The 23363-nt window shown below is 59.2% G+C and carries 21 protein-coding genes; 9 read left to right on the plus strand and 12 right to left on the minus strand.

Going from position 1 to position 23363, the window contains the following annotated elements; genetic code table 11:
- Nucleotides 1–227: 227 nt before the first annotated feature.
- The 5 genes from BLL42_RS18880 to BLL42_RS18900 all read right to left on the minus strand — a co-directional run bounded on the left by BLL42_RS18880 (nucleotide 228) and on the right by BLL42_RS18900 (nucleotide 7063).
- Nucleotides 228–452, minus strand: a complete 225-nt coding sequence (locus BLL42_RS18880; protein ID WP_071555795.1) for a hypothetical protein — start codon at nucleotides 450–452, stop codon at nucleotides 228–230.
- Nucleotides 453–764: 312 nt separating this feature from the next.
- A complete protein-coding gene (locus tag BLL42_RS18885; protein ID WP_129586963.1) occupies nucleotides 765–2129 on the minus strand; it encodes a heavy metal sensor histidine kinase in 1365 nt (454 codons plus the stop codon).
- Nucleotides 2119–2796 (minus strand): heavy metal response regulator transcription factor, encoded by a 678-nt coding sequence (locus BLL42_RS18890; protein WP_071553428.1) that lies wholly within the window; start codon nucleotides 2794–2796, stop codon nucleotides 2119–2121. The genes BLL42_RS18885 and BLL42_RS18890 overlap by 11 nt, the downstream gene beginning before the upstream one ends.
- 8 nt (nucleotides 2797–2804) lie before the next feature.
- On the minus strand, nucleotides 2805–5900 hold the full coding sequence (locus BLL42_RS18895) for a multidrug efflux RND transporter permease subunit (RefSeq protein ID WP_071553429.1): 3096 nt from the start codon (nucleotides 5898–5900) through the stop codon (nucleotides 2805–2807).
- Nucleotides 5897–7063 carry an efflux RND transporter periplasmic adaptor subunit gene (locus BLL42_RS18900; protein ID WP_071555796.1) on the minus strand — a complete coding sequence of 389 codons (1167 nt, stop codon included), beginning with the start codon at nucleotides 7061–7063 and terminating at the stop codon, nucleotides 5897–5899. Before BLL42_RS18900 ends, BLL42_RS18895 begins: the two co-directional genes overlap by 4 nt.
- 211 nt (nucleotides 7064–7274) lie before the next feature.
- Between BLL42_RS18900 and BLL42_RS18905 the strand changes: the two genes are divergently transcribed.
- A complete protein-coding gene (locus BLL42_RS18905) occupies nucleotides 7275–7520 on the plus strand; it encodes a hypothetical protein (protein ID WP_071553430.1) in 246 nt (81 codons plus the stop codon).
- Between the two features lie 44 nt (nucleotides 7521–7564).
- On the opposite strand, the gene BLL42_RS18910 is transcribed toward BLL42_RS18905, so the two are convergent.
- The 4 genes from BLL42_RS18910 to norR all read right to left on the minus strand — a co-directional run bounded on the left by BLL42_RS18910 (nucleotide 7565) and on the right by norR (nucleotide 11555).
- On the minus strand, nucleotides 7565–8314 hold the full coding sequence (locus BLL42_RS18910; protein ID WP_071553431.1) for a YkgJ family cysteine cluster protein: 750 nt from the start codon (nucleotides 8312–8314) through the stop codon (nucleotides 7565–7567).
- A gap of 91 nt (nucleotides 8315–8405) precedes the next feature.
- Entirely contained in the window at nucleotides 8406–8864 is a 459-nt protein-coding gene (locus tag BLL42_RS18915; RefSeq protein WP_081427358.1) for a GNAT family N-acetyltransferase, read from the minus strand.
- Between the two features lie 27 nt (nucleotides 8865–8891).
- Complete coding sequence (locus tag BLL42_RS18920) at nucleotides 8892–9794, minus strand: chemotaxis protein CheV (RefSeq protein ID WP_071553433.1); 903 nt, start codon at nucleotides 9792–9794, stop codon at nucleotides 8892–8894.
- Between the two features lie 204 nt (nucleotides 9795–9998).
- Entirely contained in the window at nucleotides 9999–11555 is a 1557-nt protein-coding gene (gene norR, locus BLL42_RS18925; RefSeq protein ID WP_071553434.1) for a nitric oxide reductase transcriptional regulator NorR, read from the minus strand.
- Nucleotides 11556–11713: 158 nt separating this feature from the next.
- Between norR and hmpA the strand changes: the two genes are divergently transcribed.
- The 7 genes from hmpA (at nucleotide 11714) to cyoE (ending at nucleotide 19280) form a co-directional block, all read left to right on the plus strand.
- Nucleotides 11714–12895 (plus strand): NO-inducible flavohemoprotein, encoded by a 1182-nt coding sequence (gene hmpA, locus BLL42_RS18930; RefSeq protein WP_071553435.1) that lies wholly within the window; start codon nucleotides 11714–11716, stop codon nucleotides 12893–12895.
- 222 nt (nucleotides 12896–13117) lie between these two features.
- The gene (locus tag BLL42_RS18935) at nucleotides 13118–13627 is read left to right on the plus strand and encodes a disulfide bond formation protein B (RefSeq protein ID WP_071553436.1); all 510 of its coding nucleotides are present in this window, start codon (nucleotides 13118–13120) and stop codon (nucleotides 13625–13627) included.
- A gap of 806 nt (nucleotides 13628–14433) precedes the next feature.
- Complete coding sequence (gene cyoA, locus BLL42_RS18945; RefSeq protein WP_071553437.1) at nucleotides 14434–15378, plus strand: ubiquinol oxidase subunit II; 945 nt, start codon at nucleotides 14434–14436, stop codon at nucleotides 15376–15378.
- 3 nt (nucleotides 15379–15381) lie between these two features.
- Complete coding sequence (cyoB, locus tag BLL42_RS18950) at nucleotides 15382–17412, plus strand: cytochrome o ubiquinol oxidase subunit I (protein ID WP_071553438.1); 2031 nt, start codon at nucleotides 15382–15384, stop codon at nucleotides 17410–17412.
- Nucleotides 17413–17415: 3 nt separating this feature from the next.
- The gene (locus BLL42_RS18955; RefSeq protein ID WP_071553439.1) at nucleotides 17416–18042 is read left to right on the plus strand and encodes a cytochrome o ubiquinol oxidase subunit III; all 627 of its coding nucleotides are present in this window, start codon (nucleotides 17416–17418) and stop codon (nucleotides 18040–18042) included.
- Nucleotides 18043–18381: a cytochrome o ubiquinol oxidase subunit IV gene (cyoD, locus tag BLL42_RS18960; protein ID WP_071553440.1), complete on the plus strand. Its 339-nt coding sequence runs from the start codon at nucleotides 18043–18045 to the stop codon at nucleotides 18379–18381. It begins immediately after the preceding gene.
- 11 nt (nucleotides 18382–18392) lie between these two features.
- Nucleotides 18393–19280 (plus strand): heme o synthase, encoded by an 888-nt coding sequence (cyoE, locus tag BLL42_RS18965; protein ID WP_071553441.1) that lies wholly within the window; start codon nucleotides 18393–18395, stop codon nucleotides 19278–19280.
- A gap of 702 nt (nucleotides 19281–19982) precedes the next feature.
- Here cyoE and BLL42_RS18970 read toward each other — a convergent pair.
- Entirely contained in the window at nucleotides 19983–20261 is a 279-nt protein-coding gene (locus BLL42_RS18970) for a DUF3077 domain-containing protein (protein ID WP_071553442.1), read from the minus strand.
- 553 nt (nucleotides 20262–20814) lie between these two features.
- On the opposite strand from BLL42_RS18970, the gene BLL42_RS18975 reads away from it, so the two are divergent.
- Nucleotides 20815–21315, plus strand: coding sequence for a phosphate-starvation-inducible protein PsiE (locus BLL42_RS18975; RefSeq protein WP_071553443.1), 501 nt, complete (start codon nucleotides 20815–20817; stop codon nucleotides 21313–21315).
- Here BLL42_RS18975 and BLL42_RS18980 read toward each other — a convergent pair.
- Both BLL42_RS18980 and BLL42_RS18985 read right to left on the minus strand, forming a co-directional pair.
- Nucleotides 21312–21629 carry a DUF3509 domain-containing protein gene (locus BLL42_RS18980; protein WP_071553444.1) on the minus strand — a complete coding sequence of 106 codons (318 nt, stop codon included), beginning with the start codon at nucleotides 21627–21629 and terminating at the stop codon, nucleotides 21312–21314. The two genes, BLL42_RS18975 and BLL42_RS18980, sit on opposite strands and share 4 nt — an antisense overlap.
- A 267-nt stretch (nucleotides 21630–21896) precedes the next feature.
- Entirely contained in the window at nucleotides 21897–23273 is a 1377-nt protein-coding gene (locus BLL42_RS18985) for an L-serine ammonia-lyase (protein ID WP_071553445.1), read from the minus strand.
- Nucleotides 23274–23363: the final 90 nt, after the last annotated feature.

A 23363-nucleotide genomic window follows, 5' to 3' on the forward strand; every position in this document is an offset into this window, starting at 1 on the left:
AATAGCGGACAGGGTTTGAGGGTGATGCTCACGGGGGGACAGTTCCTTGGGCCAATAACAGTAGTTGTAATTTTTAATAATTCGGGTGTTTCTTATTGGCTAATAACGAAGGAATACCTGATAAATACACCACGAAAAAAAAGCCGCTGATAGCAGCGGCTTTGAAGACAACTTCTCAAGGGAAAGAGCCTTGAGACGTGTCGAGGGAAACTGGGTGGTGTTGCCGATCAGCTGTCTTTTTCAACCTGTGGTTGAGCCTGGCTAGCCGATGTTTGCCGGGTTTGCTCAGGTTTCTGTGCTTTTGCGGTCAGTTCAGCCTGTGCCTTGTCGAAGGCTTCGGCACGCGCAGCATTATGCGCGACAAATGCCGGCGACTCTTCGGCCATGGCAAATGGAGACAAGAACAAGGACGACAAAACGAAAGCGCTGGCAATACCCATACTGTTGGACATCTTGAAAACCTTCTTGCTTGGCAAGTGCTGTTTGGTACGGCCAACGTAAAGGTCTTCGGTGTCGGGAAAAAGAGCGGATTGAATAAAGGACTGTTGCAGAAAAAACAACAGTAGGAGCTGCCGCAGGCTGCGATCTTTTGGCGCCTGTATGATCGCTGAAGATCAAAAGATCAAAAGATCAAAAGATCAAAAGATCAAAAGATCAAAAGATCAAAAGATCAAAAGATCAAAAGATCAAAAGATCAAAAGATCAAAAGATCAAAAGATCAAAAGATCGCAGCCTTCGGCAGCTCCTACACAGGCTGCGATCTTTCAAATCGGCAAATAGATCCCGAACGTATTCACGCCGTTATCACTGCGTGCAAACACATTGCCACCATGCATCAGCGCAATCGCCTTGACGATGGCCAGTCCCAGGCCATGGTTGGCGCCGCTGTTGCTGCGCGAGGCGTCGACCCGATAGAAACGCTCGAACAAGCGCGGCAGATGTTCGCTGGCGATTGGCTCGCCGGGGTTGGCCACGCCGATACTGACCTGATGCTCCTCGACGTTGATCCGCACCCGAATGACCTGGCCGGGGGCCGTGTGTTGCACGGCGTTGTTCAGCAGGTTGATCAGCGCCCGGCGCAGGTGGGCGATTTCGATCTGCACCTGGGCATCGCCGCTGACCTGAACCTTGACCTGAGCGTCTTCGAGGATGAAATCCAGGTAGTCCAGGGTGGTGGCGACTTCGTGCGCCAGTGAGGTGGACGTCAGTTTGGTGGCCTTGCTGCCTTGGTCGGCACTGGCCAGAAACAGCATGTCGTTGATGATCGATCGCAGCCGTTCGAGTTCTTCGAGATTTGATTGCAGCACTTCGAAGTAGTGTTCCGCCGAGCGTCCACGCGTCAGGGCAACCTGGGTTTGACCGATCAGATTGGTCAGCGGCGAGCGCAGTTCGTGGGCGACGTCGGCGTTGAACGACTCGAGCCGCGTATAGGCCTGCTCGACCCGCTCCAGCGTCGAGTTGAACGAGTTGACGAACTGACTGAGTTCCGGCGGCAGCGGCGACAGTTGCAGCCGTGAGGACAGCAACGGCGGTGCCAGTCGTTGAGCTTCTTGGGACAACTTGATCAAGGGCTTGAGGCCAATCCGCGCCACCCAGTAACCGAGCGCCGAGGCCAGCAGCACACCGATGATTGCCAGGCTGATCAAGGCGGTCAACAAGTGATGCTGGGTTTCATAGAAGGTTTGTGTGTCGATGCCGATCATGAAGCGCAGCGGTGGGCGCTGGTCTTTGGCCGGAAACTGGCTGACCAGCACTTTCATCGGATAGGACTGCTCTGGCAGCTGTACGTCGCGCTTGCCTGTTGGCCCTTGCGCCAAGGCACGAATCTGCGGGGTGATGTTGCCGTATTCGTAGTGGGCATCGCCACTGATGATCCAGAAGCTGATGCGCTTGTCCTCTTCACCCAGCAGCTTGAGCTTGTTGTTGATCTTCAGCCAATGCTCCGGGGTGCCAAAGCGCCCGACCGTGGATTCGAGCACGCTGTAACGCGCATCCAGTTCGGCTTCCGGCAACAGCGCGAGGCCCTTTTCGACCTGTTGATACAACGCCCAGCCAATCAACAGAAACACCAGCGCCGCCACCAGCGTGAACATGCCGCTCAAGCGCAAAGCAATGGAGTTACGAGGCACTGCGGCTCTCCAGCACATAGCCCATGCCGCGGATGGTGTGCAGTAGTTTCTCTTCGAACGGCCCGTCTATTTTCGCCCGCAGGCGTTTGATCGCGACTTCGACGACGTTGGCGTCGCTGTCGAAATTGATGTCCCAGACCATCTCGGCAATCGCGGTTTTCGACAGGATTTCACCCTGACGACGGGCCAGCACGCTGAGCAGCGAGAACTCCTTGGCGGTCAGGTCCAGCCGCGTGCCGGCACGGGTCGCCTTGCGGCTGATCAAATCGACCCACAGGTCGGCGACCGTCACTTGCACCGGCTCATGACCGCCACTGCGGCGGGTCAAGGCTTGCAGGCGGGCGACCAGTTCGAGAAACGAAAAGGGTTTGCCCAGATAATCGTCGGCGCCATCGCGCAGGCCTTTGATCCGGTCTTCGACGCGCTCGCGGGCGGTCAGCATGATCACCGGGGTCTGTTTGCGCGCACGCAGGGCGCGCAGCACGCCGTAGCCGTCGAGACCCGGCAGCATCACGTCGAGAATGATCACCGCGTAATCGCTTTCCAGTGCCAGGTGCAAACCTTCGACCCCATCCGGGGCCCGGTCCACGGTGTAACCCTGTTCGGTCAGGCCGCGGTACAGATAATCCGCGGTTTTCTCTTCGTCTTCGATAATCAGAACGCGCATGACCCGCCTCAGTGTGTGGTCGCCAGCGCAGGCGCTGGTGTGGACCGATGGAACACCCGCTCAAGCCACAAGTATATGACTGGCGTGGTAAACAGCGTCAGCGCCTGGCTGACCAGCAAACCGCCGACCACCGCGATCCCCAGCGGCTGGCGCAGTTCGGCGCCGGTGCCATAACCGAGCATCAGCGGCAGCGCGCCGAGCAGGGCGGCGAGGGTGGTCATCATGATCGGGCGGAACCGCGTGAGGCACGCTTCAAAGATCGCTGCTTCGGGGGATAGCCCACGATTGCGCTGGGCATCGAGGGCGAAGTCGATCATCAGAATGCCGTTTTTCTTGACGATACCGATCAGCAGCACCAGGCCGATCAGCGCCATGATCGAGAAGTCCTGGCCGAGGATCCACAGCAAAATCAAGGCACCGAGGCCGGCGGAAGGCAAGGTCGAGATGATCGTCAGCGGGTGCACGAAACTCTCATAGAGCACGCCAAGAATGATGTACACCGCCACCAGCGCCGCCAGAATCAGCCATGGCTGGCTGGCCAGGGAACTCTGGAACGCCTGGGCTGCGCCCTGGAAATTGCCGTTGACCGAGGCCGGCATGCCGATTTCATTTTTTGCCTGATTGAGCAAAATCACCGCATCGCCCAAGGCCACGCCGGGGGCCAGGTTGAACGACAGGTTGGCGGCCGGGAACATGCCGTCATGGGCGATGGACAACGGGCCGATGGTCGGCGCATCGAAACGGGCCAGCGCTGACAACGGCACCATCTCGCCACTCAGTGGCGAACGCAGGTAGAAGTAGGCCAGGCTTTCAGCCTTGCCGCGTTGGCGGGTGTCGAGTTCGAGGATGACGTTGTACTGGTTGATTTCGGTTTGGAACTCGTTGACCTGCCGTTGGCCGAAGGCGTCGTAGAGCGCTTCGTCGACATCGCTGGCGGTCAGCCCGAAGCGCGCCGCAGCGGCACGGTCGATGTTGATGTGGGTGATGCTGCCGCCCAGTTGCAGGTCGTTGGAAATGTCGCGGAACGCCGCAATACCGCGCAGCTTTTCGGTCAGGCGCTGGGTCCAGAGATTCAGTGTCGGACCGTCGTTGCTCTTGAGCACGTACTGATACTGAGCGCGGCTGGGGCCGGAGCTGAGGTTGATGTCTTGCCCGGCGCGCAGGTACAGCACAATCCCCGGGACCTTCATCAGTTGTGGACGAATCCGGTCGATGAAGGCACTGGCAGACACATCGCGATCGCCGCGGTTTTTCAAGGAGATCCAGAAGCGCCCGTTGGCGATGGTCTGGTTGCTGCCCGAGACCCCTACCGAATGGGAGAAGGTCTGCACCGCAGGGTCCGCGGCAACGATTTCAGCCAGGGCCTGGTGCTTTTTCACCATCTGCGGAAACGACACGTCGGCGGCGGCTTCGGTGGTGCCGAGGATAAAACCGGTGTCCTGTATCGGGAAGAAACCTTTGGGGATAAACACATAGCCGGCAATCGCCATGCACAGCGTCAGACTGAAGAGCCCCAGCATCAGTTTCTGATGCGCCAGGGCACGGCGCAGTGCACGTTCATACATTGAGAGCAGGCGCTCACCGAAACCGGGTTTGGCGTGGGCGTCGTGTGCCGGTGCACGCATGAACAGGGCGGCCATGGTCGGTGCCAGGGTCAACGAAACCACCACCGAGATCATGATGGTCGAGGTGGCGGTCAAGGCGAACTCCTTGAACAACCGGCCGACCACTCCGCCCATGAACAGCAGCGGAATGAACGCCGCGACCAGCGAGAAGCTGATCGATACCACGGTAAACCCGATCTCGCCAGCGCCCTTGATCGCCGCCTCGCGCATGCCATCGCCGGCCTCCAGATGGCGGTGAATGTTCTCCACCACCACAATCGCATCGTCGACCACAAACCCTACGCAAATGACGATCGCCACCAGGGTCAGGTTGTTCAGGCTGAAGCCCATGATGTACATCAACGCGATACTGGCGATCAGTGAGACCCCGAGTACGCTGGAAACGATCAGCGTCGCCGACCACTGGCGCAGGAATAGCGCCATCACCGCGACCACCAGCAGGATCGCGATTATTAGCGTGATTTCCACCTCGTGCAGCGAAGCGCGGATGGTCTGGGTCCGGTCGATCAGCACGCTGACCTGTATCGACGCCGGGAGCATCGCTTGAAGGCCCGGCAACGCGGCTTGAATCCGGTCCACGGTGTCGACGATGTTCGCGCCCGGTTGCCGCAAGATCACCAGGTTGACCCCCGGCCGATCGCCGGACCAGGCCTGGACGTAGGCGTCTTCCGAGCCACTGACCACCGTGGCCACGTCCCGGAGCTGGACCGGCGCGCCGTTCTTGTAAGAGACGATGAGCTGACCGTACTCGTCGGGATGGAACAACTGATCGTTGGTCGATAACGTGGAAATGCTCGACTCGCCGTACAGCGCACCCTTGGCCAGGTTGAGACTGGTTTTCTGAATGGCCAGGCGCACATCGGCGAGGGTCAGGCCGATGGCGGCGAGCTTGTCGGCCGAGGCCTGGACTCGAATCGCCGGGCGTTGCTGGCCGGTGATATAGATCTGGCCGACGCCGTCGATCTGGCTCAGTTGTCGCGCCAGCAGGGTTTCGGCGTAGTCGCTGAGCTCGGTGCCGGGCATTTGCGTCGAACTGACGCTGAGGATCAGTACCGGGCTGTCAGACGGGTTGACCTTGCGCCAGGTCGGCAGCGTCGGCATGTCCTTGGGCAGTTTGCCGGCGGCGGTGTTGATCGCGGCCTGAACTTCCTGTGCAGCGGTGTCGATGCTTTTGTTGAGGGTGAATTGCAGGGTCAGGTTACTCGAACCCAAGGCACTGCTGGAGGTCATCTGGGTCATGCCGGGGATGGCGCTGAATTGCACCTCCAACGGCGTCGCCACCGACGAAGCCATGGTGTCGGGGCTGGCGCCGGGCAACTGGGCGGCAACCTGAATGGTCGGAAACTCGGCCTCCGGCAAAGGGGCGATGGGCAGGCGCGGGAAGGCGATCAACCCGAGCAGCACCAGCGCGAACGTCAGCAGTGCCGTGGCGATCGGATGGTCGATGCACCACGCGGAAATACCGCCATGGACCTTCATGGTTGTTGCTCCGCCGGAGCATTTTGCGTGAGCGCCGGCTCGCTGAGAATCTGCACGCTGGCACCGGGCTTGAGCCGCGACTGACCATCGCTGACCAGCACATCACCGGCCTGTACGCCCTTGATGATGTTCAGGCCGCTGTCTTGATAGACCATTTGCACCGGAACGGATTCGACCTTGTTGCCGTTGATCCGGTAAACGAAAGGCTGATCCAGCCCGCGCTGGACCACGGACGGCGGCACCACCAAGGCATGCTTGTCGACGGCGGTCTGGATCTTGATCGTCACCAATTGCCCCGGCCAGAGCTTTTGCCCGGCGTTGTTGAATTCGGCCTTGGCGCGAAGGGTCCCGGTGTTGGCATTGATCTGGTTGTCGATGAGCGTCAGGTGGCCTTCGCCGAGCAAGTCGCCGGTCTGGCCATTGGTGTCGGCGCCGAGGTAGGCATTCACGTCAGCGGGAGGGGTTGCGCTGATCAGCCGTTGCAGTGTCGGCAGCATTTGCTGTGGCAGGGAGAACTCGACGGCAATCGGGTCGATCTGGGTGACCGAAAACAGTCCTTGGGTATCGCTCATGCGCAGGAAGTTGCCTTCATCCACGGTGCGAATACCGACGCGACCCGTCACCGACGAGCGAATCTGTGTGTAGGAGAGCTGCACCTGCGCCGCATCGATGGCCGCCTGATTGCCCTGCGCGGTGGCTTTCAACTGATTGACCAGCGCTTGTTGCTGGTCGTAGGTCTGCTTGGAGACCCCGTCATCGACACTCAGCAATTTGTAACGTTTGAGATTGACCTCGGCGAGCTGCAACTGCGCCTGGTTTTCACCCAGTTGCGCACGGGCCTGATCGAGGCTGGCGCGGATCGAGCGATCATCGAGGGTCGCCAGCAGGTCACCGGTCTTCACCCATTGACCTTCCTTGACCAACAACCTGGTGAGGATGCCGTCGATCTGCGGGCGGATAACCACGCTGTGCAACGACAGCACCGAACCGATGCCGGTGACAAATCGCGGCACATCGCGTTCGACGACGCTGACCACCCGCACCGGAATCGCAGTGGGGGGCAAGAGTTTGCTCGTCGTGGGTTTGATCGCAACCCCAATGGCCACGGCAGTGACCGTCACCAGCAGAGCGGCGATCAGCAGTTTTTTTCCTGGAGTGGGCATGAGCATCGAACGCCGGGGCAAAAAAGATGGAGAGTAATGGCCTATTTATAGTCCTTCGTAGCGGTCAGCAGGGTGACGGCTAACTGACAGGGCTGTCAGCAAAGGCGACCATTCATGCGTCGGGAGGTTAAAGATCACGGGCGCGCAGGTATACTGCCCGCCTTCCCGGCCCACCCATCGGGCCCGACTCACTGTAACACCCGGAGCATTCATGACTTCCCCGATACAAGCGCCTGCTGCTGACGAACAGGCTGACCTGCCAGACAGCGTCGACTCCAGCGCCGACAGCGAAACCAAATCCGCCATCCCGGCTTTCAAGTTCCCGTTCAAGCCGGGCGATCTGGCAGCGGCTAAAAACGCCAATCAGCCGTGGTACAAGAACGGCGCCAAGAATGGCCACACCAAGACCCCGGGTGCAGCGCCTCCCGGCACCCGTCGCTCGATGGGCAAGCGCTGAGTCGAAACCTCGGCTGATCTGGCCCTTGCAGCCCGTTAACACGCTCAGGCCGCGCGCAACGAGATAAACGTGTAGTTCAGCGGTTCTGCCGTGACCACGTGCGCCCCGGCGGCCTGTACGTGTTCAGCGATGTCGTTGCCCGACACATGGAACTGCCATTCACCGGCTGAACCTGGCAACGGCTCTGCCTGAACCTGATCAATCGCCCGGGCAAATGCCGCCATGTCCGGCAGGTACGCGGTAAACCCGTCACCCTTGAGCGCCGTAGTTCGAATTCCCAGACGTTCGCAAATCGCTTCCTTGGTCTGAACATCGTCGCGGTCTGCCTGACGCGAGCGCTGGATCAGGCTGGCCAGCGCCTGATCAACCAACTGACCGCCGATGATCAACTCTGGACCTTGCTCCCACGATTCGGGCGGGCAGTCTTTAGCCGTTGGCATCAGGGGAATGTGCGGATTGATTTCCATCGGGTAGATGCGGCACACCAACGGCCGGCGTTCGTAGATGCGGCAGAGGTTGTCTTCGTCAAGATTCCGGCAGGGACCGGCGTTGTACGCGGCGAAGGTGATCGCAACATGGGCCTGGGTCGCTCCGCTGGGCACCACCACGGAACGGCGTTCGGCGTGCTCACGTTGCAAGGCTGGAAGGCCCAGGCCATTGCCGAGAAAACCTTCCGCCAGCACGATCACGGCACCGCCGTCAGCCGCCCACATCCGGGCCTCGGCGAGGGTCAAAGGGACATGGTGGTCGGTGCAGCACTTGCCGCACCCTACGCAGGAAAACGTCGTATTCATTAGGCGACCGGTCACATTCCAGAGGCGTCAGCGATGACGAAAAACCACCGCGAGGACCGCTCCCGAAGCAAGTTGTGCGCCAGTCAATGTATCAGTCTGGAACCTGTTCCCGGCGAACCACACGCATCCCGGCGCTTTCATACAGTCGCTGAGCCCGATGGTTGTCTTCCAGTACTTTCAGATCAACAAAGCCTTCGCGCCTTTGTTGAAACACACTGAAGGCATGCAACAACAACGCCCGTCCCAAACCTTGGCCCTGAGCACGTGGATGCACCACCAGGTTCTTGATGTAGGTGCTGGTCCAGCACTGGGCCACGCCGACAATGCCTTGAGCATCCGAGGCGATGAAACATAGCGCCGGGTCATATTCGGCATCGCTTTCAAAGCGCTCGCGCCACACCTGGAGCGTCGGTACTCGACCGCCGCCTTGCTGATAGCCCCGCTCCATCAGTTGATGAACCGCTTCGGCCAGTTCGGGGCGGTATTCGCTCAGCACAATGCCTGGAGGCCAGGCAATGGCGGGCAACACCCCGGCGAGGTCGCGCCGCAGCAGCAGGCAATACGCTTGCGCCAAGGCTCAATGACCTTGCTGTGCGACGGCTTTTGCGGCCGTGATCAGGCATTTGGTCAGCTCTGGCGAGGAGAACTTGGTCAGTACCGCGTTCGCCCCGGCCAGACGGGCTTTTTCGCTGTTCATCGCACTGTCCAGCGAGGTGTGCAGCAGGATATAGAGGTGGGAAAAGTCCGGGGTTTCACGCAGGGTTCGGGTGAGGGCATAGCCGTCCATCTCCGACATCTCGATGTCCGAGACAATCAGGTTGATCTGCTGCGCGGTGCCTTGCAGGTCCAGCAGGCAGTCGATGGCTTCCCTGGCGCTGCGTGCGGTGTGACATTGCAGGCCGAGGTTGCGCAGGGTGTGTACCGATTGTTGCAGCGCCACCTGGCTGTCATCGACCACCAGAATGCGTGCGTTGCCCAGCACTTCGGCGTCTTCCATGCTCAGCTCGGTCGGGGCCGCTTCGATCTGTGCCGGGGCGATACCGTGGATGACTTTCTCGATGTCGAGCACCTGCACCAGCGTGCCGTCGACCGAGGTCACGCCGGTGATGTACGCGCGCACGCCGCCGGAACCGTAGGGTGGCGGGCGGATGTCGGTGGTCAGGCAATGGACGATCTTGCTCACCGCCTGAACGTGCAGGCCCTGTTTGGAACGGCTGACGTCGGTAACGATCAGGCAGCCACCGTCCGGGTCCTCCAGCGGTCGCTCACCGATCGCCCGGCTCAGATCGATCACCGACAGCGAGGCGCCACGCAGGATGGCGATGCCTTTGACGTGCGGGTGCGACTCCGGCAGCCTGGTCAGCGGCGGGCAGGGAATGATTTCACTGACTTTCAGCAGGTTGATCGCCATCAGCTTGCCGCTGCGCAAGGTAAACAGCAGAAGCGAAAGTGAATCTGCGCGGGCTTTGTTGGAAGACATAAAAACCTTCTGTGGAAAAAGGTGACGGGCGATTTTGGGACCGCCAGCAACTATTGATATCGGGTTATCGACGCGTACGGGGTGGGCTTTAGGCTTATTACAGGTGTGTTGAAGGGGGGCTTCAAAAGATCGCAGCCTGCGGTCGACCGGGTTTTTCTGTAGGAGCTGCCGCAGGCTGCGATCTTTTGAGGGGCAACCGGGTTGCTATTTCATCCCCAACCGCTTGGCCATCCGCCCAAGGTTCGCCCGGTCCAAGCCTAGTTCACGGGCGGCGCTGGCCCAGTTGTTCTGGTGGCGTTCAAGACACGCGGTGATCAGCTGGCGTTGATAGTTTTCGGTGGCCTGGCGCAGGTCGCCGAATACTTCAGCGGTGGGTGCCTGGTCAATGCTCGCTGACGGTTGGGGTGTTTCGAGGGGCATGTGGGGCAAGTCCAGATCCGCCGCGCTCAGGCTGAGAATCTTCGGCCGTTCCCGTGAGTTGCCCAACGCTTTCAATGCACTGCGACCAATCAAGTGCTCCAGTTCGCGGACGTTGCCCGGCCAGGTGTAGGCCAGCAATGCCGCTTGGGCGTCGCTGCTCAGGCGCAGGCTGTTGAGGCCCATCCGCGAGCGGTTCTGTTCGAGAAAGTAACCGCTGAGCAGCAACACATCCCGACCGCGATCACGCAGTGCCGGCACCAGCAGCGGGTAGACGCTGAGGCGATGATAGAAGTCGGCGCGGTAGCGGCCGCTGCGCACCTCGAAGGCCAGATCACGGTTGGTCGCGGCGATCAGGCGCACGTCGACCTGATGTTCCTTGTCGGAACCCAGGCGCTGCAACTGGCCGCTTTGCAGCACACGGAGCAATTTGGCCTGCACGGTCAGCGACAACTCGCCCACCTCATCGAGAAACAGCGTGCCGCCATTGGCCAGTTCGAATTTGCCGCGACGGTCGTTCAGCGCTCCGGTGAAGGCGCCGCGCACATGGCCGAACAACTCGCTTTCCACCAGGGTGTCGGGCAGCGCGGCGCAGTTGAGGCTGATGATCGGTTTATCGGCGCGCGGTGACGCGGCGTGGATCGCCTGGGCCACCAGCTCTTTGCCGACCCCGGTTTCGCCGGTGATCAGCACCGTCAGGTCGCTGCCGCCGACCAGGTTGATCTCTTCCACCAAGCGCTTGTGCGCTTTGCTCTGGCCGATCATTTCGCGGTTCTGCTGACCGCTGGCCTGGCGATAGACCTCGGCGCGCTGGTGTTCGTCCTCTGCACGATTGGCCAGCCGCTCGATGCGTTCGGCGGCGTTGACCGTGGCCGCAGCGAGGCTGGCAAAGGCTTGCAAGGCGTCCAGTTCGATCGGCTCGAAGCGCTCCGGGTCGAGCGCATCGAGGGTCAGCAAGCCCCACGGGCGCTCGTCTATAAACAGCGGGCAGCCCATGCAGTCGTGGACTTCCAGGTGATCGCCGTGGCCGTCGACCAAGCCGTCATAGGGGTCGGGCAAGGTGCTGTCGCTGGGGAAGCGCGTGGGCTCCGAGCGGCTGAGCAACGCTTCAAAGCGCGGGTGTTCGCTGACCTTGAAGCGCCGCCCGAGGGTGTCGGTGCTCAGGCCATCCACCGCCAACGGCACCAGCCATTCACCGTCGAGCCGCAGCAGGGCAGCGGCATCGCAAGGGAGCAGGGCGCGCAGGGCTTCGAGCAGGCGCCGGTAGCGCTCGCCTTCGGGCAGTTCGCGGGAAAGGTCAGAGACCAGTGGCAGCAACGCGGTGAGCAGGGTTTTTGCAGTCATAGTGACTCCGTGTAGTCGAGGTGACTATAAATCCACGTGTGTCGTTATGACTACATTTTTATTAAGTTGTTGATTTATATCGTTTTAATTATTGGCATGGAAACTGATACGCAATGGGTAGAAAGCTGTAAACCCAGTCGTTCAGGAGTATCCCCCTTATGCTTAGCGCTCAAGACCGTGCCATCGTCAAATCCACCGTGCCGCTGCTGGAAAGCGGTGGCGAAGCCCTGATCACTCACTTCTACCGCATGATGCTCTCCGAGTACCCAGAGGTTCGTCCACTGTTCAACCAGGCGCACCAGGCCAGCGGTGACCAGCCTCGAGCCTTGGCTCGCGGGGTGCTGATGTACGCACGGCACATCGATCAGCTCGACCAGTTGGGCGACTTGGTGGCGAAGATCATCAACAAGCACGTTGCCCTGCAAATCCTGCCGGAGCATTACCCGATCGTCGGCACTTGCCTGCTGCGGGCCATTTCCGAAGTGCTCGGTGACGAGATTGCCACGCCAGAAGTGATGAGCGCCTGGGGCGCTGCCTACAACCAACTGGCCGACATCCTGATCGGCGCCGAAACCGCGATCTACGACCAGAAAGCCGCAGCGGTCGGCGGCTGGCGCGGGGCGCGGGAATTCACACTGGCCAAGCGCGTGGACGAGAGCGCGGAAATCACCTCGTTCTACTTTGAACCGGCGGACAAGGGGCCGATTCTTGCGGCAGAGCCGGGCCAGTACATCGGCATGAAACTGATCCTCGATGGCGAAGAAATCCGCCGCAACTATTCGCTGTCGTCCCTGGGCGACGACGGTCAGTACCGCATCAGTGTCAAACGCGAAGAGGGCGGTCGCGCCTCGAGTTACTTGCATGACCAGTTCCCTGTCGGCGCGAGCATCCTGCTGTTCCCGCCCGCGGGCGAGTTCACCCTGACCGCCAGCGACAAACCGCTGGTGCTGATCAGCGGCGGCGTTGGCATCACACCGACCCTGCCGATGCTTGAAGCTGCGCTGGCCACTGAGCGTCCGGTGCACTTTATCCACTGTGCGCGTAACGGCGGCGTGCATGCCTTCCGCGAATGGATCAACGGGTTGGCCGAGCGTCACCCACAACTCAAACACTTCTATTGCTACGCCGAAGATGACGGCGTCAGCCCGGCGGCGCACAAGGTCGGGCTGTTGAGTCAGGAGCAGTTGGCCGACTGGTTGCCGCAAGAGCGCGACCTGGATGCTTACTTCCTCGGTCCGAAAGGCTTCATGGCGGCGATCAAGCGCCACCTCAAGGCCTTGGGTGTGCCAGAGAAACAGAGCCGCTACGAGTTCTTCGGCCCGGCTGCTGCGCTGGAGTAAGGCTTCTAAAAAGATCGCAGCCTGCGGCAGCTCCTACAGGGATATTCCGCAGGCTGCGATCTTTTGATCTTCGGGATCGATTCGCAAATTCTGCTTGAACGTTAATCCCTTCTTAACCGGTTTATCGTCTATTCCTCGATATCCACCGGTACACACCAGGCTCTCAAAGGTCAGAGTCAGCGTGTAGACTTCCGGGCAATAGATAGCTAGAAGGGAAACGCGATGAGTGAGGAAATGATGCGGTTGGGACGCGAGCGGCGCTTTTTGGTCTTGCTGGGCATCATCTGTCTGGCGCTGATCGGTGGCGCGCTCTACATGCAAGTGGTGCTGGGCGAGGCGCCATGCCCGCTGTGCATCCTGCAACGTTATGCGCTGTTGTTGATCGCAATCAGTGCCTTTATCGGTGCCGCCATGCGCACCCGCCGTAGCATCAGCGTGTTTGAAGGGCTGGTGGTGATCTTCGCCCTCGCGGGCGCTGCAGCCGCCGGGCACCACGTCTATACGCAGTTTTACCCGGCGGTCAGCTGCGGCATCGATGTGCTGCAACCGATTGTCGACGGTTTGCCGCTGGCGAAGATCTTCCCGCTGGGCTTCCAGGTCGACGGCTTTTGCGAGACGCCGTACCCGCCGATCCTCGGTCTGTCGCTGGCACAGTGGGCGCTGGTGGCCTTTGTGTTGACCGTCGTGTTGGTGCCGCTGCTCATTTCGCGTAACCGCAAACACCTGAACTGAGGCGCCCGACACAGGTCCCTAAAAAACGCCCCGGTCTCGTAAAGAGGCCGGGGCGTTTTGCGTTTCAGCGGCTTTGTAAAAGGATCGTGATGCGCAGCAAAGCAGGGCGTGACGTATGTGCGACATGTTGTCACAGCCTAAGTGTCGCAACTCATTTCAAAGGCGGTTGTCGTCGCTGAAACTGACAAGGAATTTACCTTGTTGACGGGCCTTTCCGGCAGCCAGCAAATACGCCGCAACAGGCAGTTTTAACAGGCTCGGACGAATGGCCAAAGGCCTTGTGATAAGGGGGATTGGGCGAGGTCGGCGATACTTCGAGAGGGGCTTAAGCTGTCTGAACTGTGGACAGTAGGCCTGGATTTTTTGGGGTTATTGTTGAGAATTAATCGCGATATCATGGGCAATCTTTGCAGATTTCGTTAATGATTGTTGCGGTATCCGATAAAAATTATTTCGAGTTGAGACATGGTTTATACAACGTTACATATCTACAATCGCCCGCACTGAAATTCCGGCGCGGCGCTCTCCTTGGCACAAGGGGCGGTCGTGGGGCCGTAACGGGCTTCATTCGACGCCAGGTATCGGCGCCTTCCAACTATCCGCACCAAATGGAATTGGTCTGTAACAAGGCCTTTGACCACGAATTCGAATAAGAACTCACCGCTAGCCCAGGATGTGTCGACCAGCGTTTAACGCGCGACGGGCAAGCCCTTATTCAATCCAAGAAAAATGCCAACCCTTGGCAGGGTGAAGTGTTGGCGATCAAAACCCAACTGCATTGCGCAAGCTGCTTTAGAGGTCGTGAGATGAGTAAAAACAGGTACCCCAGACTACTAGGCTTATTGCCGCTGCTCGGCACGCTGTTGCTGGGAGGCTGCAACATGACTCTGCTCGATCCCAAGGGCCAGGTCGGCCTGGACGAGCGCAACCTGATCATCACCGCAACGCTGCTGATGCTGTTGGTCGTGGTTCCGGTCATCGTCATGACCTTCCTGTTCGCCTGGAAATACCGCGCGTCCAACAAGGACGCTGTCTACACCCCGAAATGGTCGCACTCCACCAAGATTGAAGTCGCGGTGTGGGCTGTTCCAGTGCTGATCATCATTGCCCTGGGGTATGTCACCTACAAGTCGACCCACGCCCTGGACCCTTACCGTCCGCTGGAATCCGACGTCAAGCCGATCACCATTCAAGTGGTCGCCATGGACTGGAAGTGGCTGTTCATCTACCCGGAACAAGGCATCGCCACCGTCAACAAGATGGTGTTCCCGGCCAACACGCCCGTTAACTTCAAAATCACCTCCGACACCGTAATGAACTCGTTCTTCATTCCGGGCCTGGGCGGTCAGATCTACGCGATGGCGGGCATGGAGACCAAGTTGCACCTGATCGCCAATCAGAATGCCGAGTTTGACGGCATCTCCGCCAACTACAGCGGCGCTGGCTTCACTGGCATGAAATTCAAAGCAATCGCCACCTCTCAGGCAGATTTCGATGCCTGGGTCAGTGATGTCAAGAAGGCACCTAAACAGCTTGAAAAAGCTGAATACGAAGCCCTTTCCAAACCAAGCCAGAACAACCCGGTTGAACTCTACTCCTCGTACGCGCCGAACCTGTTCCAGACCATCATCGACAAGTATGAAGGCATGAAACCGGGCAAGCCGATGCACCACGAGAAGGAAGAGAAGGAAGTGGCCGGTATGGAAGGGATGGACATGAGTTCGCATTCAGCTGCCGGGGCAGAGGAGTAAACGATGTTTGGTAAATTAAGTTGGGAAGCGATCCCGTTCCACGAACCGATTGTGATGATTACCATCGCCATGATCGCGGTCGGTGGTCTGGCGGTCTTCGGGCTGATCACCTATTTCAAGAAGTGGACCTACCTGTGGACCGAGTGGCTGACGTCGGTCGACCACAAGAAAATCGGCGTGATGTACATCATCGTGGCCATGGTCATGCTGCTGCGCGGTTTTGCCGACGCCATCATGATGCGTTCCCAGCTGGCCCTGGCCACTGAGGGTTCGCCTGGCTACCTGCCACCTGAACACTATGACCAGATCTTCACCGCTCACGGTGTGATCATGATCATCTTCATGGCGATGCCATTCTTCACCGGCCTGATGAACCTTGCAGTGCCGCTGCAGATCGGCGCACGTGACGTTGCCTACCCGTTCCTGAACTCCCTGAGCTTCTGGCTGCTGGTCTCCGGCGTGGTGCTGGTAAACGTGTCCCTGGGTGTCGGCGAATTCGCCCGTACCGGTTGGGTTGCGTATCCACCGCTGTCGGAACTGGGCTACAGCCCGGGCGTGGGTGTGGACTACTACATCTGGGCGCTACAGCTATCGGGTCTGGGGACGACGCTAACGGGGGTCAACTTCCTGGCCACCGTGCTGAAAATGCGTACCCCGGGCATGAAAATGATGGACATGCCGATCTTCACCTGGACCTGCACCTGGGCCAACGTTCTGATCGTCGCTTCCTTCCCGATCCTGACTGCCACCCTGGCGTTGCTGACGCTTGACCGTTACATGGATTTCCACATTTTCACCAATGAACTTGGTGGCAATCCGATGATGTACGTCAACCTGTTCTGGGCCTGGGGTCACCCCGAGGTTTACATCCTGATTCTGCCGGCGTTCGGGATCTTCTCCGAAGTCATCTCGACCTTCACCGGCAAGAAACTGTTCGGCCACCACTCGATGATCTACGCCAGCGGCGCGATCTCGATCCTCGGCTTCATGGTCTGGCTGCACCACTTCTTTACCATGGGTTCGGGTGCCAACGTCAACGCCTTCTTCGGTCTGGCGACGATGCTGATTTCGATCCCGACGGGGGTGAAGCTATTCAACTGGCTGTTCACCATCTACCAGGGTCGTCTGCGTTTCACCAGCCAGGTGCTGTGGACGCTGGGCTTCATGGTGACCTTCGCCATCGGCGGCATGACCGGCGTACTGCTGGCCATCCCGGGTGCTGACTTCGTACTGCACAACAGCCTGTTCGTGATCGCGCACTTCCACAACGTGATCATCGGCGGCGCCGTGTTCGGTTACATCGCAGGCTTCGGCTTCTACTTCCCGAAAGCGTTCGGCTTCAAGCTGCACGAAGGTTGGGGCAAGGCAGCATTCTGGTTCTGGATCTCGGGCTTCTTCGTCGCGTTCATGCCGCTCTATGTACTGGGCTTCATGGGCATGACCCGTCGTCTGAACAGCACCACCAACCCTGAGTGGACGCCGTACCTGCACGTTGCAATGGTCGGTGCGGTACTGATCGCCTTCGGTGTTGCCTGCCAGTTGATCCAGTTGTACGTGAGTATCCGTGATCGCAAGCTGCCACAGAACATGTGCGAAGCCGGCGACCCGTGGAATGGCCACACGCTGGAATGGTCGACCTCGTCGCCACCACCGTTCTACAACTTCGCTGTACTGCCAAAAGCCGACGGCATCGACCCGTTCACCGAAGCCAAGGAAAACGGTACTGCGTACCAGGCTCCGGCCAAGTACGAGCCGATCCACATGCCAAACAACACCGCGACCGGTCTGGTCATGGGTGCTCTGTTGACCGTGTTCGGTTTCGCGATGATCTGGCACATCTGGTGGATGGCCATCTTTGGCCTGGCTGGCACCGTGATCTATTTCGTGATCCACGCTGCCCGTGATGATCAGGGCTACATGGTGCCGGTCGACGTGATCGAGCGCATCGAAGCCGAGCAGCACAAGCGTCTGGTTGCGGCCAAAGCGATTCCGGCCACCGCCACCCGTGTTGAAACCTCGTTGGAACAGGCTTAAACCATGTCGAACTTAGTGACCAATGTTGGACACGCTCATGGTCATGACCATGGGCACGATGACCATCACCACGACTCGGGCGAGATGACCGTATTCGGTTTCTGGCTCTACCTGATGACCGACTGCATTCTGTTTGCGTCGATCTTCGCGGTGTACGCGGTACTGGTAAACAACGTAGCCGGTGGCCCGTCGGGCCACGACATCTTCGAACTGCCGTACGTGCTGGGTGAAACGGCCTGCCTGCTGTTCAGTTCGATCACCTACGGCTTCGCCATGCTGGCGTTGTTCAAAGGCAAGAAGACTCAGGTGCTGGGCTGGTTGGCCATCACCTTCCTGTTCGGTCTGGGCTTCATCGGCATGGAGATCAATGAGTTCCATACGCTGATCTCCGAAGGCTTCGGTCCGAACCGCAGCGGCTTCCTGTCCGGGTTCTTCACCCTGGTCGGTACTCACGGTCTGCACGTGACCAGCGGTCTGATCTGGATGGCGATCATGATGTATCAGGTCAACAAGCATGGCCTGACGTCGACCAACAAAACCCGGTTGAGCTGCCTGAGCCTGTTCTGGCACTTCCTGGACGTTGTGTGGATCTGCGTATTCACCGTTGTTTACCTGATGGGGACTCTGTAAATGGCTAACGCAGCTCACTCACACGATGGTCACGACGCCAGCCACGGCAGCGTCAAGTCCTACGCCATCGGCTTCATCCTGTCGGTGATCCTGACCGTCATTCCTTTCGGCCTGGTGATGTACCCATCCCTGCCGAAAGCCATGACCCTGTGGATCGTACTGGCCTTCGCAGTGATCCAGGTGCTGGTGCACCTGGTCTACTTCCTGCACCTGGACCGCTCCGCCGCCCAGCGTAACAACGTGATTGCGTTTGTCTTCGCGGCGCTGGTTATTGTCCTGTTGGTCGGTCTGTCGCTGTGGATCATGTTCAGCATCCATTCCGTCATGATGGCGCACTGAGGAAAGTCCGGATGTCCTTAAAGCACTTTATCCAAATCACCAAACCGGGGATCATTTTCGGTAACGTGCTTTCTGTGGCAGGCGGGTTTTTCCTGGCCTCGAAAGGGCATGTCGATCTGGCCATTTTCCTGGCTGCGATGATCGGCACGTCCCTGGTGGTGGCGTCGGGTTGCGTGTTCAACAACTGCATCGACCGTGACATCGACCTGAAGATGGAGCGCACCAAGAACCGCGTGCTGGTCCAGGGGCTGATCTCCCTGAAACTGGCACTGGTTTACGCGACCGTTCTGGGTGTCGCCGGCGTGGCCTTGCTGTATCGCGTGGCCAACCCGCTGGCGGCGTTGTTCGCGGTGATCGGTTTTGTCATCTACGTCGGCTTCTACAGCCTGTACTTCAAGCGCAAGTCGGTTCACGGCACGCTGGTGGGCAGTCTGTCGGGGGCGATGCCGCCAGTGATCGGCTATGTCGCGGTCAGCAATAGCTTCGACATGGCAGCGCTGACGCTGCTGGTGATGTTCAGCTTGTGGCAGATGCCGCATTCCTACGCGATTGCGATCTTTCGCTTCAATGATTACCTGGCCGCATCGATTCCGGTGTTGCCGGTGAAGCGCGGGATTCAGGTGGCGAAGAAGCACATCCTGCTTTACATCCTGGCGTTCCTGGTGGCGACCTTGATGCTGACCTTCAGCGGTTACGCTGGCATGAGTTATCTCGCTGTCGCGGCGGCCATGGGCATGTACTGGTTGTACATGGCCTGGACGGGCTACAAGGCGGTGGATGACACGGTGTGGGCACGCAAGCTGTTCGTGTTTTCGATTTTCACCATCACCGCGCTGAGCGTGATGATGTCGCTGGATTTCAAGGTGCCGAGCGAGTTGTTGCTGACTTACGCGCCTTAAGGTTTTGCGGTTGTACGAAAAGCCCCGCCTTCGAGAGAAGCGCGGGGTTTTTTATTGCCTTGAATTCCACCCCCACCTGTAGGAGCTACCGCAGGCTGCGATCTTTTGATCTTGGCGGCCTGACAGCCGACCTATCTCTTGCAGGTGTACATATCCATTCCTGCGGTAACGGCGGCTTATGGTTTCGCCCTTACGGCGACTCACTTTTTTTACAAGCGCCTAAAAAAAGTAAGCAAAAAAACGCTCGCCCCAAGCGTCCGGCACCTCGCCTAGGCTCGGCGTTCCCTCGCTCCGGCATTCATCAGGGGGCATCGCCTACGGTCTGCTTCGCGACGACCTCCTCTCGATGTGTCCGGCTGCGCCGTACGGCGCTGCGCGCCAACCCCCTGATGAACACCTGCGCTCGGCCTTCCGAAGGGGCGGGTAGATCAAAAGCAAAGCACGGCGGCCTGACAGCCGGCCTGAGTGGTTGGGCGCGCCACTTCATTGTGGGTGGCTGAGATCCGTAGGAGCTGCCGAAGGCTGCGATCCTTTGATCTTGGCTTTTTATTGATTTTTTTCTGGTGGACCGTGTCGCCTCTATCGCGAGCCTGCTCGCGAAGGGCGCATCGCGGTGTATCAGGAAAATCGCTAATAGCCGTTTGAGCAGATAGCCGAACACCTGAAAAGCCCCGCCTTCAAGAGAAGCGCGGGGCTTTTTACTCAATTACGATTGTTACCCGGCGCACCCAGCACCTTCACCACGTCATCGATCACTGCCTTGCTCATCTCCTGCAAATAGTGCGACGCCCAGGCATAGCGGTCTTTGCCGCGTTCCATCGCTGCGTCTTCGGCCAGCAGTTTGGAGAGGTGGAGCAAGTCGGAAACGTGGGACAAAGCTTCGTGGATCGAGACGCCGCTGTTGACGCGGAACAGGGGTTGATCGGAATGGATGGAGAAGGGCGTGAGGCCGGCGGTTTTCAAGTCTTGGAGGTTAGTCATTGGCAAAACTCCTGAGTCAAAGTAGGAGCTACCATGTTCGTTCTCAGGCGAATGGGTGGCAGCTATGCGCAGGCTGAGAAACCGGAGATACAGGAACCCGGCAGACCCGAAGGTCTCCCACGCACAGCCGCCATTGCACAGATTGCAGGCATAAAAAAACGCCGGCAATTGTGAGGTGTGGCGTTGGTGCGCCAGTATCTTACCCGGGTTCTCAGGCCCGGTCGCTGAATGGGCAGCGACGGTTTGAAACTAGCGTGGAGACGTTGAGGGGCACAATCGTAGCGATGTGCTGGCTCGGGCACGATTTTCCGGTGGGTTTGGGGGCATTCATCACCGCAGGGCACGTCCCTGCTGACGCGCACCCGAAAATCCATCCGATGTTCAAAAACCAAATTCAGAACGGTCCTACATTCACCCGAAGCCCCCCAAAAAAAGTGCCTCATATCACCCCGCCACCCTCTCACTCCCTGCCGCTGGCCTTTTTTCTGCATGCAGGACAACCGTCACGTCAAACCCGCATCATCCGGTCGAGCCGACTTAAGGAAGAACTACCGTGAATATCAATTGGGCTGAAAAGCTTCGCCAGAACGTCCATCAGTTGGCCGAGTCGCTGGGAAATCTGTTCGTCGAGACGTTCCACTACATGGCGCTGTTCGCCATTGGTGCAGTCACTGCCTGGGCGGCGGTGATGGAGTTTTTGCAGATGATCGAGGCGGGGCACATCAAGATCGATGACATCTTGCTGCTGTTCATCTACCTCGAGCTGGGGGCGATGGTCGGGATTTACTTCAAGACCAACCACATGCCGGTGCGCTTTCTGATCTACGTGGCGATTACCGCGTTGACGCGCCTGCTGATCTCCAACGTGTCGCACCACAACCCGCCGGACATCGGGATCATTTACCTGTGCGGCGGGATTTTGCTGCTGGCGTTTTCGATTCTGGTGGTGCGCTATGCCTCCTCGCAATTCCCGTCGATGAAGATCGAACACCCGCAACGCAAGACGGGAGCGGGCTCGGGTGAACATCCGGAAGTCGAGAAGGGCGAGCTTTAAAACCTTGCCGGCAGGGGTGGCTGACCCTTGCGTGAGAGCGGCGGCAACGTGAGGTTGTCGCCGTCGGTCATGGCTTCGAGGATCGTCATGGCGCTGTGGCCTTGTTCGATGGCGATACCGAACTGAATGCTTTGCACCAGCCGTTTCAGGCGTTGTGGGTCATTGCGTTGTTCGGCGCTGATCATCCGTTTGGCGACGATGCGGCCGGCGTTGGAGAGGGTCAGCATGATGCTGCCGTCGAGCCCCTGAATGCTCAGGTTGACCTGATAATCCGGCGCAAAAGCGTCGGTGATCAGTTGGAAGGGGTTATCCATAATGCGTCACCGCTTGATTGGATCGTGCAGGTATTGACTGGCCATGTTCAGGATTGGTTCGCTTTTCCAGACCATCGGCAGGCTGTTCGCGGAGGTTTCGACAACATCCCTGTGCCTCCATTCTGACGAAGCAAAGGACATGCCGGTCCTGCTCCGGGTCAATAAACAGGCAATAAAAAGGCGAGCACTCAATGGCTCGCCTTTTTATTCAGGGCCTGTTTCAGGGCATGACGGAGTAGATGATCGCTGACAGTGCGATCAGGCCGATCAACATTCCACCCAGCTCACCGCCAAGCCACCCCGTGAAGTCTCTTTGTATTTGTCGTGCATATCGGCGCCGGTATCGCGCATGGTGCGGATGACCCGGTCCAGGGAAATGAAGTGTTTGCCGTCGCCGCGCAGGGCCATTTGGGTGGCGTTGATCGCCTTCACGGCGGCAATCGCGTTGCGCTCGATGCACGGCACCTGAACCAGCCCGCCGACCGGGTCGCAGGTCAGGCCAAGGTTGTGTTCCAGGCCGATTTCGGCGGCGTTTTCCAGTTGTTCGGGCGTCGCGCCCAAGACGTCAGCGAGGCCGGCAGCCGCCATGGCGCAGGCGGAACCGACTTCACCCTGGCAGCCGACTTCGGCGCCGGAGATCGAAGCGTTCTTTTTGCAGAGGATGCCCACCGACGCGGCGGCGAGGAAAAACGCCACGACATCGTCGTCCGAAGCGTCGGGGTTGAACTTCATGTAGTAATGCAGCACCGCCGGGATGATCCCCGCCGCGCCGTTGGTCGGTGCGGTGACCATGCGTCCGCCGGCAGCGTTTTCTTCGTTCACGGCGAGGGCGAACAGGTTCACCCATTCCATCGCCGAGAGGGTCGAACTGATGACGTTCGGTTTGCCGATTTCCAACAGGCTGCGGTGCAATTTCGCGGCGCGGCGCGGAACGTCCAGACCGCCCGGCAGCACGCCTTCGTGGCGCAGGCCTTGCTCGACGCATTCACGCATCACCGACCAGATGTGCAGCAGGCCTTTACGGATTTCCGCATCACTGCGCCAGGCCCGTTCGTTGGCCATCATCAGCTCGGAAACCCGCAGCCCGTGCTGGTTGCACAGCGACAGCAATTCCACGGCGCTGGAAAACTCGTACGGCAACACCACGTCGCTGGCGGCCGGCACGCCCGACTCGGCTTCGGCCGCTTCGACGATGAAACCGCCGCCCACCGAGTAGTAGGTTTGTTCCCATAACAGGCCGTTTTCACCAAACGCGGTCAGCGACATGGCGTTGGGGTGGTAGGGCAGGCTTTCGTCGAGCAGCAGCAAGTCGCGTTGCCAATCGAAGGCAATGTTCAGCCGACCGGCCAGCCGCAGTTCGCCGCTTTCACGCAACTGCTGGATACGCGGACCGATGCAGCTCGGGTCGATGCTGTCGGGCCATTCGCCCATCAGGCCCATGACACAGGCGCGATCGCTGGCGTGGCCGACGCCGGTGGCGGAAAGTGAGCCGTAGAGACGGACTTCCACACGCCGGACTTGCTCCAGCAAACCCCGGTCAAACAGCGCTTGGGCGAAGGTCGCAGCGGCACGCATCGGGCCGACGGTGTGGGAGCTGGACGGACCGATGCCAACTTTGAAGAGATCGAAAACACTGATAGCCATGCTAAAGCCTTACAAGCAATGGAGTAGGAATCGCTGCCATTTTTTGTAGGACAAGCGCAATGTCGGCGATACTGCATCCCTCGGTCAGCC

The organism is Pseudomonas frederiksbergensis (assembly GCF_001874645.1).
GTDB classification, from domain to species: Bacteria; Pseudomonadota; Gammaproteobacteria; order Pseudomonadales; family Pseudomonadaceae; genus Aquipseudomonas; species Aquipseudomonas frederiksbergensis_B.

Excerpts from the sequence above, each read along its gene's own strand:
- cyoE (WP_071553441.1), top strand. The coding sequence starts at position 18,393 with ATGTCCTTAAAGCACTTTATCCAAATCACCAAACCGGGGATCATTTTC.
- BLL42_RS18895 (WP_071553429.1), bottom strand. The coding sequence starts at position 5,900 with ATGAAGGTCCATGGCGGTATTTCCGCGTGGTGCATCGACCATCCGATC.
- norR (WP_071553434.1), bottom strand. The coding sequence starts at position 11,555 with ATGACTGCAAAAACCCTGCTCACCGCGTTGCTGCCACTGGTCTCTGAC.
- BLL42_RS18935 (WP_071553436.1), top strand. The coding sequence starts at position 13,118 with ATGAGTGAGGAAATGATGCGGTTGGGACGCGAGCGGCGCTTTTTGGTC.
- BLL42_RS18955 (WP_071553439.1), top strand. The coding sequence starts at position 17,416 with ATGTCGAACTTAGTGACCAATGTTGGACACGCTCATGGTCATGACCAT.
- BLL42_RS18880 (WP_071555795.1), bottom strand. The coding sequence starts at position 452 with ATGTCCAACAGTATGGGTATTGCCAGCGCTTTCGTTTTGTCGTCCTTG.
- BLL42_RS18920 (WP_071553433.1), bottom strand. The coding sequence starts at position 9,794 with ATGTCTTCCAACAAAGCCCGCGCAGATTCACTTTCGCTTCTGCTGTTT.
- cyoB (WP_071553438.1), top strand. The coding sequence starts at position 15,382 with ATGTTTGGTAAATTAAGTTGGGAAGCGATCCCGTTCCACGAACCGATT.
- cyoA (WP_071553437.1), top strand. The coding sequence starts at position 14,434 with ATGAGTAAAAACAGGTACCCCAGACTACTAGGCTTATTGCCGCTGCTC.
- BLL42_RS18900 (WP_071555796.1), bottom strand. The coding sequence starts at position 7,063 with ATGCCCACTCCAGGAAAAAAACTGCTGATCGCCGCTCTGCTGGTGACG.
- BLL42_RS18910 (WP_071553431.1), bottom strand. The coding sequence starts at position 8,314 with ATGAATACGACGTTTTCCTGCGTAGGGTGCGGCAAGTGCTGCACCGAC.
- hmpA (WP_071553435.1), top strand. The coding sequence starts at position 11,714 with ATGCTTAGCGCTCAAGACCGTGCCATCGTCAAATCCACCGTGCCGCTG.
- cyoD (WP_071553440.1), top strand. The coding sequence starts at position 18,043 with ATGGCTAACGCAGCTCACTCACACGATGGTCACGACGCCAGCCACGGC.
- BLL42_RS18980 (WP_071553444.1), bottom strand. The coding sequence starts at position 21,629 with ATGGATAACCCCTTCCAACTGATCACCGACGCTTTTGCGCCGGATTAT.
- BLL42_RS18905 (WP_071553430.1), top strand. The coding sequence starts at position 7,275 with ATGACTTCCCCGATACAAGCGCCTGCTGCTGACGAACAGGCTGACCTG.
- BLL42_RS18985 (WP_071553445.1), bottom strand. The coding sequence starts at position 23,273 with ATGGCTATCAGTGTTTTCGATCTCTTCAAAGTTGGCATCGGTCCGTCC.
- BLL42_RS18970 (WP_071553442.1), bottom strand. The coding sequence starts at position 20,261 with ATGACTAACCTCCAAGACTTGAAAACCGCCGGCCTCACGCCCTTCTCC.
- BLL42_RS18890 (WP_071553428.1), bottom strand. The coding sequence starts at position 2,796 with ATGCGCGTTCTGATTATCGAAGACGAAGAGAAAACCGCGGATTATCTG.